Source organism: Polyangiaceae bacterium, assembly GCA_015075635.1.
Taxonomy (GTDB): Bacteria; Myxococcota_A; Polyangia; order Polyangiales; family Polyangiaceae; genus JADJKB01.
Map to the genome: position 1 here is coordinate 641,347 of JABTUA010000002.1, position 13,003 is coordinate 654,349.

At 69.5% G+C, this 13,003-nt stretch carries 11 protein-coding genes; 6 read left to right on the forward strand and 5 right to left on the reverse strand.

All coding sequences use genetic code 11. The features are described from left to right. Nucleotides 1–31: 31 nt before the first annotated feature. A complete protein-coding gene (nhaR, locus tag HS104_19145; GenBank protein ID MBE7482080.1) occupies nucleotides 32–931 on the reverse strand; it encodes a transcriptional activator NhaR in 900 nt (299 codons plus the stop codon). 88 nt (nucleotides 932–1,019) lie between these two features. Between nhaR and HS104_19150 the strand changes: the two genes are divergently transcribed. After that, nucleotides 1,020–1,982, forward strand: coding sequence for a TerC family protein (locus tag HS104_19150; GenBank protein ID MBE7482081.1), 963 nt, complete (start codon nucleotides 1,020–1,022; stop codon nucleotides 1,980–1,982). A 13-nt stretch (nucleotides 1,983–1,995) separates the two neighbouring features. Beyond that, nucleotides 1,996–3,417 carry a deoxyribodipyrimidine photolyase gene (locus tag HS104_19155; GenBank protein ID MBE7482082.1) on the forward strand — a complete coding sequence of 474 codons (1,422 nt, stop codon included), beginning with the start codon at nucleotides 1,996–1,998 and terminating at the stop codon, nucleotides 3,415–3,417. Nucleotides 3,418–3,419: 2 nt separating this feature from the next. On the opposite strand, the gene HS104_19160 is transcribed toward HS104_19155, so the two are convergent. Continuing rightward, the gene (locus HS104_19160) at nucleotides 3,420–4,007 is read right to left on the reverse strand and encodes a hypothetical protein (GenBank protein ID MBE7482083.1); all 588 of its coding nucleotides are present in this window, start codon (nucleotides 4,005–4,007) and stop codon (nucleotides 3,420–3,422) included. Nucleotides 4,008–4,234: 227 nt separating this feature from the next. On the opposite strand from HS104_19160, the gene HS104_19165 reads away from it, so the two are divergent. Beyond that, nucleotides 4,235–4,777 carry a hypothetical protein gene (locus HS104_19165; GenBank protein MBE7482084.1) on the forward strand — a complete coding sequence of 181 codons (543 nt, stop codon included), beginning with the start codon at nucleotides 4,235–4,237 and terminating at the stop codon, nucleotides 4,775–4,777. Nucleotides 4,778–4,917: 140 nt separating this feature from the next. After that, nucleotides 4,918–5,355, forward strand: coding sequence for a hypothetical protein (locus HS104_19170; protein ID MBE7482085.1), 438 nt, complete (start codon nucleotides 4,918–4,920; stop codon nucleotides 5,353–5,355). On the opposite strand, the gene HS104_19175 is transcribed toward HS104_19170, so the two are convergent. Next, nucleotides 5,333–6,379 carry a hypothetical protein gene (locus tag HS104_19175; GenBank protein ID MBE7482086.1) on the reverse strand — a complete coding sequence of 349 codons (1,047 nt, stop codon included), beginning with the start codon at nucleotides 6,377–6,379 and terminating at the stop codon, nucleotides 5,333–5,335. The two genes, HS104_19170 and HS104_19175, sit on opposite strands and share 23 nt — an antisense overlap. Nucleotides 6,380–6,756: 377 nt before the next feature. Between HS104_19175 and HS104_19180 the strand changes: the two genes are divergently transcribed. Next, a complete protein-coding gene (locus tag HS104_19180) occupies nucleotides 6,757–7,704 on the forward strand; it encodes a GGDEF domain-containing protein (protein ID MBE7482087.1) in 948 nt (315 codons plus the stop codon). Nucleotides 7,705–7,930: 226 nt separating this feature from the next. Then, entirely contained in the window at nucleotides 7,931–9,325 is a 1,395-nt protein-coding gene (locus HS104_19185; protein MBE7482088.1) for a serine/threonine protein kinase, read from the forward strand. Nucleotides 9,326–9,329: 4 nt separating this feature from the next. Here the strand turns inward: HS104_19185 and HS104_19190 are convergent, their stop codons facing one another. Together HS104_19190 and HS104_19195 are read right to left on the reverse strand one after the other, a co-directional pair. Then, complete coding sequence (locus HS104_19190; protein MBE7482089.1) at nucleotides 9,330–11,165, reverse strand: hypothetical protein; 1,836 nt, start codon at nucleotides 11,163–11,165, stop codon at nucleotides 9,330–9,332. A 165-nt stretch (nucleotides 11,166–11,330) separates the two neighbouring features. Further along, nucleotides 11,331–12,986 (reverse strand): hypothetical protein, encoded by a 1,656-nt coding sequence (locus HS104_19195; GenBank protein ID MBE7482090.1) that lies wholly within the window; start codon nucleotides 12,984–12,986, stop codon nucleotides 11,331–11,333. Nucleotides 12,987–13,003: the final 17 nt, after the last annotated feature.

A 13,003-nucleotide genomic window follows, 5' to 3' on the forward strand; every position in this document is an offset into this window, starting at 1 on the left:
GCGAGGGGCGGATGCCGTCACGCGCGCGCCGTCAGGCCGACAGGAGCTCGCGCGCAGCCGACGAGATCGCGAGCACCCCCGGGTGGCGGATCCGCCGCTCGAGGCTGATGGCGAAGTACCGCTCCTTCAGCGCCGGCACGCGCCCGACCACCCTGACGGCGTACTGCTCGCAGATCTCTTGCTCCATCGCGCTCGGCCCGACGAAGGCCCCCACTCCGGCCTCACCCAACACCTTGGCGAGCGCGCTGTCGTCCACCTCCGCGACCACCAGGGGACGAAGCTCGTGGGAGTCGAGCCAGCCGTCGAGCTCACGGCGCAGCACGCTTTGCCGTCCTGGGATGACGAACGGAGCACCGTCGAGGCAGCGGGGGAATCCGCGACCGATCTTCGCCGCGAGCTGCGGCGCCGCGAAGATGGTCGTTCCGCTCTCACCGAGCAGGTGGTTGAAGGCGCGGGTGCCGGAGCTGGGCGACAGCGGGCAATCGGAGAGCACCAGATCGAGCTCGTGGCTGCCGAGCGCCGCGACCAGGCGCTCCACTGGTCCTTCGCGACACACCAGGCGCACCGGGTGCTCCAGATGGAACGCGGGCTCGATCATCCGGTAGACGACGAGCTTCGGCAGCACGTCGGCGATGCCGACGACCAAGCGCTGCACTCGCCCGCTGGAGCGCCCCTTCACGGCGTCGAGCAGCTCTTGGCCGATGCCGAAGATCTCGTCGGCGTGCTGGTAGACGACCGTGCCGAGCTCGGTCAGCACCAGCCCGCGGCCGCGTCGCTCGAACAGGTCGCCGCCCAGGCTCTCGCCCAGGGCGCGGATCTGGGCGCTGAGGGTGGGCTGGGCCAGCCTGAGCTTCTCCGCCGCCCGGCTCACCCCGCCTTCTTTGGCCGCCAGCCAGAAGTAGTACAGGTGGTGATAGTTGAGCCATTCCATGGCCTGGAGCTTAGTATTGTAAAAACCTATGTGAAGGCCCCAATGTATCTATTGGCGTCGGGGCCGACGCTGACCCACATCGGTGCCGATGCAGCAATCGATCGGCAGCCCGCTGATGTGGCTCGGGTTCGTGGTCTTCGTGCTGGTGATGTTGGCGCTCGACCTCGGCGTCTTCCACCGCCGCCCGCACGAGGTGTCGATGCGCGAGGCGGGGATCTGGAGCGCCGTCTGGGTCGCCATGTCGGGAGTCTTCGCGGTCGGCCTCTACTCGCTGTTCGGCGGCGCCAAGGCGCTGGAGTTCACCACCGGCTACTTGATCGAGAAGGCGCTGTCCGTCGACAACATCTTCGTCTTCGTCGTCATCTTCGCGGCCTTCTCCATCCCCGCTGCCTACCAGCACCGCGTGCTGTTCTGGGGCATCCTGGGCGCGCTGGTGATGCGCGCAATCTTCATCGGAGCCGGCGCCGCGCTGCTCGCGCGCTTCCACTTCGTGATGTACATCTTCGGCGCCTTGCTCGTCCTGACCGGCGCGAAGCTCTTCTTCGCCAAGACCGAGGCCGAGCAGAACCCCGCCGACAGCTGGGTCTACCGCACCTTCCAGAGGCTGGTGCCCGCCACCAAGGAGCTCCGCGGCAGCAAGTTCCTGGTCCGCGAAGGTGGCAAGTGGCTTGCCACGCCGCTCTTGGCGGTGCTGGTGCTGGTCGAGGTCACCGACGTGATCTTCGCGGTGGACTCGGTGCCGGCCATCTTCGCCGTGACGCGCGATCCGTTCATCGTCTTCACCTCGAACATCTTCGCGATCCTCGGCCTGCGCTCGATGTACTTCCTCTTGGCGGGCATCGTGCACAAGTTCCACTACTTGAAGCCGGCCCTGGCCATCATCTTGACCTTCGTCGGCATCAAGCTCCTGCTCGCCGGCGTCGCGCCCATTCCGACGGCCGTGTCGCTGGCGGTGATCGCCGCGCTCGTGACCGGCGGCGTGGTGCTCTCGCTGCTCAGGCCCAGGGCGCCGGCGGCCGAGCCGGTGCCCGTGCGCATCGACGGGGCCTGAGCCACGCGAGGGCGTGGTGAGCGTACCGGCCCGACGCGTCCGGGCGCTGAACGACGCGCCGATCGGGCGCGGCGACTACGTCCTTTACTGGATGGTTGCCGCGCGGCGCACACGCTCGAGCTTCGCGCTCGACCGAGCCGTGGAGCGGGCGCGCGAGCTGGGCGTGCCGCTCCTGGTCTTCGAGCCGCTCCGCGCGGCGTACCCCTGGGCGAGCGAGCGCCTGAGCGCCTTCGTCATCGACGGCATGCGCGACAACGCCGAGCGCTGCGCGCGAGCCGGAGTGGCCTACTACCCCTGGGTCGAGCCCGAGGCCGGCGCCGGCCGGGGCCTGCTCGAGGCGCTCGCCGCGCGAGCCTCGCTGGTCGTCAGCGACGAGCAGGCCGGATTCTTCCAGCCTCGGATGCTCGCGGCCGCGGCGGCTAGGCTCCCGGTGCGACTCGAAGCAGTGGACGGCGTCGGGCTCCTGCCCGTGCGCGCGACCGAAGGCGCGTTCGCCCGCGCGGTGGACTTCCGGCGCTTCCTCCAGAAGGCCCTGCCCGCAGAGCTCGCGGCGCTGCCCGAACGCGATCCGCTGCGCGCCGCCCGCGGCTTGCCCAAGCTCGCCGCGCTCCCGTCGGTCGTGACCGAGCGCTGGGGCAGGCCATTCCTCGACGGGTCTGGCGATCCGCTTCGGCTCCGCGGCGGCGCGAACGCAGCGGCGGCGCGCCTGGCCGACTTCATCGACCACAAGCTGCCGCGCTACGAAGAGCGCAGGCACCCCGACCTGGACGCCGGGAGCGGGCTCTCGCCCTACTTGCACTTCGGTCACGTCGGCGTCCACGAGATCTGGCAGGCGCTGGTGGAGCGCGAAGGCTGGACACCGGAAGCGCTCTCGCCGCGCAGCGCCGGGCAGAAGGAGGGGTTCTGGGGCAAAAGCGCCCAGGCTGAGGCGTTCCTCGACGAGCTCGTGACCTGGCGTGAGCTGGGCCACAACTTTTGCGCGCACCGCGCGGACTTCGACCAGTACGAGTCGCTGCCGAGCTGGGCCCGCGCGACGCTGGAGAAGCACGCGCGCGATCCGCGCCCGCGTATCTACTCGCGCGAAGAGCTGGAGCGCGCCGAGACCCACGACCCGGTGTGGAACGCGGCGCAGCGCGAGCTGCTCCAGACCGGCTTGATGCACAACTACCTGCGCATGCTCTGGGGCAAGAAGATCCTGGAGTGGAGCCCGAGCCCGCGCGACGCGCTCTCGACCCTGATCGAGCTCAACAACAAGTACGCCCTGGACGGGCGTGATCCCAACTCGTACAGCGGGATCTTCTGGTGCCTGGGTCGGTACGATCGGCCCTGGGCGCCGGAGCGGCCAATCTTCGGCTGCGTACGCTACATGAGCTCGGACGCCACCCTGAAGAAGCTCCGCATGAAGCGCTATCTGGCGAGGTACGGCACACCCTGATGTCACGGGAACCTGCGCGTCCTGCCCTCCGGGTCCACGATCTCGACGTGGTAGCCGTCCACCGCGCTCCAAGCGCCGGCGGCGAGGGCGCAGGCCGCGGCGACCGACTCCGCCGACTCACCCTCGTCCACCAAGACGCAGAGCTCGACGACCCCAGGACCCATCTCGAATCCGAGCACGTCTGCCACCTCGCCGATCTGCGCTTCGAGCGCGTCCGTGAAGTCATCCAATTCGGTGTCGCTGGGGGCGCGCCTCCGGCTGTCGAAGCAGAGCTTGACGACCGTCCCCGAGTCGTCGTCGTCGCAGGCTGCGGCAGCATCGAAGCCGCGGCGGTACTCGGCGACGGCGGCCTCGAACGCCTCGGCAGAGACCGGCGTGAACGGGCGCGAGCCTCGCCCCGCCGCGTAGGTGAAAGTCCCGACTTCCTGCGCCTCGCCGGCGGCGATCAGCGCCGAGAGCGCCTGATTGAGCTCGTCGCAGGTCAAGACCAGGCGCTGCCGCGCGTCGACGACGTTCAGGACGTGGGCGATGCCAACCGGATGGCCCGGGCTGGACCCTCTGAGCGCGGAGAGCACGTCGTCTTGGAACACGCCGCTCGTTCTACTCCGGCCGTCGCGCGCCGTCGCGAGGCGGGCCGAAGCGCTGAGAGCAGACCAGCCGTGCGGACACTCGTCCGGCTCGCGGACGAATGTCCGGGCCTCACGAGCGGACACGGGCGCAGAAAGCTGACTTCGTGCGCGATTTTGCCCAGGCACGCGTCTTGAATAGCCCCGGCGCGCCAGGCTCGGTGGTGAGCTGGTCTTCGAAGGAGCGGTTGATGCTCGAGAGACTCGTAGGCGGAGCGGTAGCAATTGGCCTGACGATCCTGGTCGCGGGCTGCGCGGGGGAGTCGCCTGGCGGCGGTGGAGGCGGCGGCGCCTCCGCCCCAGGCTCGGTCCCGGTGGAGCTCGTCGGCAGCTGGTACGCCGGCAGCGGCTACACGAGCACGCCCTACGACCCCTCCACCGGAGCTTGGGGCAAACCGAACGGCTCCGGGCTGGTCTACTTGTTCCGCGCCGACGGCAGCTACACCAAGGGTTTCCAGAGCTACTACTCCAGCGGCGGCTGCACCACGGGGTTCACCGCGTTCGAGGAGGGCGCGCTCGAAGCATCCGCCAGCGAGCTCAGCACACATCCGAGCTCGGGTCGCGTGAAGTACGAAGACAGCTGTGCGCCGAGCCTCGACTCCGAAGAGCCAGCCGAAGCCCTCAGCGTCGAGTCGTTCAGCTGGGCCCTGCACCCGAGCGAGTACGATCCGAGCTCGTTGGTGCTGGACCTGGTGCGCAGCGACGGAGCGGGCTCCAGCTTCTTCCCGCTGTGACGGCGGGCCCCGCTGCGGCGCGAGTTTCCAGGACATCGCTTCGAAGAGCGACCGCCTCACCCGGTCCGTGGCGCGAAGAGGCGACCAATCGCGAGATTGTCCGAGCCGCGCGCGGGCGCTAGGCTCCGAGCCCGCCTGCCATGTTCATCGTCGACGACCCGATGCTCGCGCTCATCGCGCGCTTCGTCCTGGACGTCCAGCACATCGACGTATCGGACGAGCAGTTTCTGCAAGAACAGCTCCGCTCCATCGAACGCTACGTGGACGGGTTCCCGGCCGATCAGCGTCAAGAGCGAGCCTTGGAGTGGATCGAAGAACACGCGCAGCGCTACCGGGTCGCGTGGCAGCGACGTGTGGTGGCCGACCAGCTCGCGGACCGACGATGCCGGGACTGCCCGCTGGTTCGCGAGGACTCGGGCTCACGCTGCGAGATACACGCGAAGTGGAGCAGCTTGCTGGACGAATACCTTCACGACAGGATCTCGTCGCGGAAGTACGTCGAGGACGCGCTCGGCCTGTTGAAGGACCACAAGTCCAGGCTCGCGGCCCGACGCCTCAGTTCGCCGCTGCGCCCTTGAAGGTCGCGATGACGCCAGCAGCGCCGCGGCTCGGGGCCGCGTGAGCCCAGGTGTGGCTGGGCGTGCCCGTCGTGGTCTGTATCTTCGAGACCATCGAGTGCGCCGGCGGTCCGGTCAGGGAGTCCTGGTGGATCTGGTGTGAGACCCAGGTGTTGTCCGGGACGATGCCGGCGTAAACGGCGTTGTGCCGGATCGTCAGGACCGCAACGGCGAGCTCGTTCGCCTGCGTCGTGACCTGGAAGGTCGCCGCCGTCGTGGACGTCCCGTTCGCCGACGCAGTGTACCCGGTGGCGTCGAGACTCGGTGGGGCGCTCAGGCCCGCGACTTCGATGGCACCCCAAGCGATCCCTTGCCCGGCGGAGGTTCCCTCCGGGTCGACCGTGATGGTGAACGACCCACTAGGGGCGCCGATGGGCTGGGCGATGAAGATGTAGCCCCGAGCCGCTTGATGGCTGGACGTGATCGCCGCGCCCTGTACCACCTGCGTGTAAGTATTGCCTTGATTGTCACTGACGGAGCCAGGCGGCATCAGGCAGTCGCCGTTGACCAGGGCCCCGCCGCCGTCGCCGATCACCACGCCAAAGTCGCTGATGCAGCTGACGCCGACGATGATCGCGTTTCCGGCCACCGGTGCCGCCGCCAGGGTGATGGCGGAGGTTTGCGCAGCTGGCGCCATGGTGAGCTTCACGGGCGTGGACTGCACCACCGCGATGGCGGGAGGGCCGGCGTCGGCGTCCCCGCTGGCGTCGGTGCCCGCGTCGCCCGCGCTGCCTCCGGTGCTGGCGTCGCCCGCCGAGCCGCTCGCGCCACCGCCACCCGAAGCGCCGCTCGTGCCCCCACCGCTGACGCCGCCGCTGCCCGAAGCTCCACCCGAGCCGCCGGCGCCGCCGGCGCCGCCGGCGCCGCCACCGCCGGTCGCCGCACCGGTACCGCCGCCGCCGCTGGAGGTATCCGAGAACTCATCCCCACCGCAGGCGTGGACGACCAAGACCAGTGCCGAAAGCAAGGCTACCCGCACACCCATCCGGCAAGTCTGACACAGCGGCCGCGAGGTCGGAACCTCGGAGGGATTTCCCCCTTCCGCCCCGCGGGGTTTCCTGGAGGGCCCAGCGCTTCAGCCCGACCCGGGCGGCCGAAGGCGGCCGTAGCGGCGCAACGCACGCGGCCACCTCATCGTCGCTCTCCAGTGGTCGATCGAGAAAGATGACCATGTGCGAGTGACTCCCTCGCTGGCGCTTGCGCCGGAACGGAGCAGTCACGAGAACGCGCGTCGTGCGACTGAGTGGGTTGGGTCAACGCGCGCCCTTGCCCCCTGCGCGGGATCGTCTCATGCTGACGTCGATCGTGACCCGGGGGGGCGCGACTTCGCGACTCCTCAGTCACTTCGCCGAAGTGATCGAGATGAGTCATCAGCTCCAGCCGTCCGCAGCCGACCAAGCCGTGCGACAGCGGGGCGACCGGGACGAATTGCCCACGCTGACCGACGAGCTCGGCGCTCGTGGCACGACGGCTTCGGTGCGGGACCGCGCCTCCCTCACGCTGATGAGTGGAGACGATGCAGGCAGGTTGGTTCGCCTCGGCGAAGGCGAGCTGGTAGTCGGCCGCGGCACCGACGCAGACGTGCGTCTGACCGACGCCGGCGTTTCGCTCCGCCACGCGAGGTTCTTTCGCGTGGAAGGTCAGGTCTACGTTCAAGACCTGCACACGAACCTGGGCACCTGGGTCGGCGGCAAGCGGATCGACTCCCCCGTCCGCCTGCAGGACGGCGATCACGTTCAGATCGGCCCGCATCGCGTGCTCAGGTTCAACCTCACCACCCGAGAGGAAGAGGAAGCCGCAGAACGGTTGTACGAATCGGCTGTCCGCGATCCGACGAGCGGGGCCTACAATCGCCGTGACTTCGAGCGCCGGCTCGAGGCCGAGCAGGTGTACGCGGGTCTGCGCAAGTGCTCGTTCGCGCTGCTCCTGCTCGATATCGACGAATTCAAGGCGCTCAACGACGCTTGCGGGCACTTGCTCGGCGATGCCGTGTTGAGGGTCGTGGCAGCCAGCATTCAACGCCTGCTGCGACCCACGGACACCCTCGTGCGTTTCGGTGGCGACGAGTTCATCGTGTTGTGCCGCGACACGACCTCGAGGAACGGGCTGATCCTCGCCGAGCGGATCCGCGCCACCGTCGAGCGGCTGCCGTTCTCGGTGCGCGGGAACGACCTCCGCGTCACCGTCAGCGTCGGCGTTGCCACCGTGCACAGCAACGATGCTGCCTGGGCCTCGCTGGTCGAAGCAGCCGACCAGGCCCTCTACCGGGCGAAGCGCGCGGGGCGCAACGGCGTCGCGCGCGCGGGCTGAACCGCTCTCGGCAACGACGTCGGCGCTCGGTCCGGCCGGCTGTGCTGCAACGGACCACCCGGGCACGCGGAGCTCCCGTCGTCGAAGGTGCCGGCCCGTAGTTGTCCGGTAGGGTGCCGGCGGGCGGGCACCCACCCTCTCCGACCAAACGCGCGAGCGTGCAGGATTCGCGGAGCGGGCGCCTGCCTTCCCGGGATATCTAGTCGGTTGCTGGGAGATTCTTCGCATGTCCGCCCGCGACGCCCACGGCCACGCCCGAGCATCCGTCGCGACGTTCGCGAGCGGCGAGGTGCTCGGCGGCACCTATCGCATCGTCGGCACGCTGGAGACCGGGGGGATGGGCTCGCTCTTCCTCGCCGAGCACGTGCGCCTGGGTCGGCGCTTCGTGGTCAAGGTCTTGGCCAACCACGCGAAGTCGGACCCCGAGGCCATCGGCAGGTTCCATCGCGAAGCCGAGGTGGTGAGTCAGCTGCACCACCCCAACATCGTGCAGGTCATCGACTTCGACACCGCTCCGAGTGGCGACCCCTACCTGGTGCTCGAGTACCTGGGCGGTGAGTCGCTGAGCGCGCGACTCGAGCGCGAGGTGCGCTTGGACATCGAGCGCGCCGTGGCCATCGCCTGGCAGATCGCCTCGGCGCTCGCCACGGCTCACGAGCAAGGTGTGGTGCACCGCGATCTCAAGCCCGCCAACATCTATCTGGTCGCAGCGCGGGGTCACGACTCGTTCGTGAAGGTGCTCGACTTCGGCATCAGCAAGCAGCCGGGCAAGAGCCGGAGCTACACGCGAGAGCTCGAGGTCGTGGGCACACCGTCGTACATGGCCCCGGAGCAAGCGCTGGCCCGCGGGATCGACCACCGCACGGACCAGTTCGCGCTCGCGTCCATCGTGTATCGCATGCTGAGCGGCGAGATCCCTTTCACCGGTCCGAGCGTGGCGGAGACGCTCTCGAACGTGGTGAGCTCGCCGACGCCGACGCTCGGCGATCGCTTCGCGGGAGTCCCACGAGCCGTCGACGTGGTCCTGGCCCGCGCCATGGCCAAGGATCCCCAGCGCCGCTTCGCGAAGATCAGCGATTTTGCCTGGGCGCTGTCCGAGGCGAGCCAGGTGAGGCAGCTCGCCATCGGTTTCCGGAGCGAGCCGCCGCCGCCGCCCGGCCCGACCCTGCGCCCGCCGCGCTCGACCAGCCCCACGCTGGCGGCGGAGGAGCGGCCGGTCTCGGGCTTCATCCGCACGCCTCCCAAGCACCTGACGGATCCGGACGGCGTCGCCTACCTGCTCGACGCCGCGCGCGCCGCGCTCGAGGACGGCGATCCGAGCGCCGCCGGCACCTTGGCCGAAGAGGCCGCCCGCCGGGTCGAAGAGGGCTCGGCGGATTCGCGGCACGCGGTCGCCATCCGCGAGCTGTTCGAGCAGCTGCTCGGCGGCGTCGAACACTCCTTCAGCCGCGCGCAGAGCCCGGCGCTCGGCGACCTCACGCCGAAGCTCGCCTTCGTGCTGTCGCGAGTGGAGGGCACGACCTCTGCTCGGGAGCTGATCGACGCGGCGCACCTGCCGGAGCACGAGCTGCTGCACGCCCTCTACGTCTTGACCCGGCGCGGCCTGCTGCGCACGAGCTGACGCTTCAACCGCCCGCAGGGCACGAGCAGTAGGGATCGCGCTGGGCTTCGGTCACGCAGATGGCGTCCCACTTGCCGCTGCAGCAGAACGGATCCTTCTCGCAGACGGAGCTCGCGCAGCTGCTGCAGCTCGCGGGCAGGCTCCCGCCCGCAGCGCACTCGCTGTGCCCGCAGCTGGAAGCGCCGTCGTAGCAGACGCCGCGACAAGCGCCGGCGGTGTTCTTCGCGAGCTCGACGCACTCGTCCGTCCAACCCTTGGCGGGGTCGCAGCACTCGGGCTTCTGGCTGCACACGGCGGAGCTGCACGGGCTGCAGGCCTTGGTGAGCGCGCCACCCGCTTCGCACTCGCTGTGCTCGCAGCTGCCTTGGTTGCAGGCCGCGGTGCGCGCCTTGAAGCGCGCGTCGATCAGCGACAAGCAGACCTTGCAGAAGCCGACGGCAGCGTCCCGCATCTTGCAGGTGTGCTGGGGGCGGTACACGCCCGCGGCGCAGTACATGGCGCCCTCGTAGGCCCCGATGGTGTTCGCGTCGCCGCCGGTCGTCGGCAACGCGACTCCTTTGCTGAGCTGAGCCGACCAGGGGATGGCGTCGAGTCCCACGGACACGTTCGCGCCCTGGAACGAGCTCGCGGGGTCGCAGGTGCCCTCGTCGTATTCGTCGGCCAGATCGAAGAGCGCGTGCGCGATCTCGTGGGACATGATCAGACCCGCCTGCGGGTGCGCCGCCACGAAGCCCTCGCGGTTCCAGGGGCGAGCTGCTCCCGCCCACTCGCTGATGTTCGCGATGTAGAGCACCGCGTCGGCCTTGATCTCGTTCTTGGCGGCGGAGAGCTCGGCGGTCACCTCGGGCGAGACGTCGGCTGCGGACGCGATGGACCGGTGCACCACCGGGTGGTGCTCCACGCGGAAGGCCGTGTCGCGCACGATGCCGGCCCCCGGATCCGAGATCCCGGACTCCTTCGACGCGAAGAACTTCCGGTAGATCGCCACGTCCTTCCAGTGCTCTTGGTATCCGGCGTGAGCGCTGATGGCGCCGATGATCTGCTCGGCGTCGGCCTCGAACTTCGCGGCTTCCTTCGCCGTGTAGCCCTCGGCGACCACCAGGAGCGTCATTCCGACGCAGCTCGTCGCCGGCTTCACGATCTGCACGAGCGGTCCGGCCTCGACCCCCGAGCTCCCGCCGCCGGCGCCACCCGCGCCAGCGCCACCCGCGCCAGCGCCACCCGCGCTCGTGCCGCCGCCCGCGCCAGCGCCACCCGCGCTCGTGCCGCCTCCCGCGCTCGTACCGCCGCCGCTCCCGCTGCTCCCCGACGAGCCCTTGAACTTGAAGAGCCCCACCAGCTTCTCGATGAAGACCTTCAGCGCTTTCTTCAGGCCGCCCCAGGACTGCGGGCTGGTCCCGGTCGCCCCGGGGTTCGACAGGGTGAGCGTGCCGCCGATGTTCGGCAGCTCCAGCTCGAACAGCGCCGCGCCCGCCGTCGTCGTCTCCGGCGCGGGCTTACCGTTTTCGTCCAGCTCGGCGAGGGTGACGACGGGAACGGTCAGCGACCCCGACTCCACGACCTTGCCCGAGGCGTCCGTGAGCTCCCAGCGCAGCGACGGCTCGAGGACCTGGGGCGGCGGCAGCTCGTTGTCGTGGGTCGGGCGCAACCCGACCAGGGTCAGCTCGTCTCCTGCCATGAGCACGGTCGCGACCACCCGCTCCGCCGGACGCAGATCCGGAGCGGTGCCCCCTCCGGGCTCGCCCAGCCCGCCGGCGCCACGGTCTGCGGAGCAGCCGAAGAGCGTCAGCAGAGCCAGGAGCGCGACGAGCCACGGAGCCAGGTGCCGAGAGGACAGCATGCCCTGGTGTACGTGCTTGTGCGCGCGTTGCTCCCCGGCGTCGGGGCAGTTCCACAGCGGCAGGAATATTCGAGCTCCGCTGCGCGCGACGAACCGCCAACTCGGGTCGGCGGCTCGTCCAGGGGTGGGAAGGCCGGCGCTACGCGGCGCTCACGCTGCGGGCGCTCACTCCTTCGCGCCGGTCAAGGTGACCTGCGAGCTGGCGGCCCAGCCGCGCACCATGACGTGCACCGGAGCCGGCGTCGTGATCTCCACCGCGCAGCTCTCCTTGCTGCCGTACTTGTAGGGGCGGCAGTCGTAGAGCGTCTTGGTCGGAGCCGAGCCGACGCGCACGTAGAGGTCGGCGTCGCCGCTGCCCGTCATCTTGAACACGTAGCGACCTGCGGCGAGCGTCGGGGTCTCGAAGCGCTCCTCGGCGTTCTTGGCGACGCTCTTGGACTCGCTCATGCCGCCCCACTCCTCCGGCTGACCACCGCCGCCGCCGCCGGGGACGAACGCGTTGTCCTCTTCGCCGCTGACCAGGATGATCTGGCTGCTCGAGACGTTCTTGAAGATCCCCTCGAAGGTCGCCGGCTCGGCGTGCTTCAAGAGGCCGTCGAAGATCGCCATGGTCGCCTCCGGCATGTTGCTGAAGTACGAGGGCATCGCGTTGGTGACCAGGTCGAGGTACTTGGTGCCGGTCGCGTCGTCCGGGTTCACCGCTGCGTGCGCGTCCCAGAGCGCCGAGTCCACGTAAGCGTAGGTGTCGCAGCCGTTCATGAACACGAGGGCGTACTGACCGGCCTTCCACTCGCCCTTCTGCGCCAGAGCGCGCACGTTGGCGCCGAGGCCCGCGTGACCGTTGTAGACGATGTAGTCCGCGGTCGGGGTGAGGCCCGCGTAGCGCTGGTCGAACGTGGCGCCGGCGGTGCGCACGTTGTCCACGAGCAGCGCCGTGACCTTGACCTTCTTGCCGTCGGCGAGCGTCGCGGCGAAGGTGATGTCCGGCACGCCGACGCCCGGGCTGGACGGGATGGTCTCCGGCGTCGTGGTGAGGCCGTGGCTCCCGAGCCGTGACTTCATCGCGGCGACGAACTCGTTGTAGGCAGCGATGCCGGCGTCGCTGCTGGTGGTCGCACCGTCGTCGTACTTGCCGTAGATGGCCACGACCTCGAGCGCGTCGTCTTGCCAGACCTTGTCGTACTCGGGGTACTTGCCAGTGGTCTGCGTGCCGGAGGGACGAACCTCCGCCGTCACCTCCGCGATGTCCTCCGCCGCCAGGTTGCAGCGCGTCGCCTTCGGCCGGTAGTAGTACCACATGCTCCCGGCGGTCACGTCGTGCGCGCCCCAGTCCACGCAGTCGTGGCTGTACTTCTCCGTGAAGGCCTCGTAGCCCTCGTACGTCCCGTCCTTGGGCAGGCGAAGCGTGTAGGTCGTCGGCACCGCGTTCTTCTTGCCCCACGCGACGGGCAGCTTCGCGTGGTAGGTGACGAGGGTCTTGCCCCCGGCGGCGGGCGCGGTCTGGATGTTCGTGAGCTGGACCTTGTCGAGCCGGCCCACGGAGCTCTCTCCGTTGAGCAGGCCGATGGTGTAGAGCAGCTGGTCTTCGATCGCGCGCTTGGTGTTCCAGGTGTTCGAGACCAGGACCTCACCGTCGAACTCGAGCTCGAGGAAGACGGCCATGTGGCTCGCGTCGGCCTTGCCGTCCTCGGGCTTGACCAGATCCCCCTCGTCGATGGTCTGCGTCCCCGGGCCGCCGGGCTCTGCGCTCTCCGCGGCGCACGCCATGGCGAGCGCGGAACCGATGCCGATGAGCCCAACGAGCGAACGGTTGATCTTCATGACGTCCTCGACTCCGG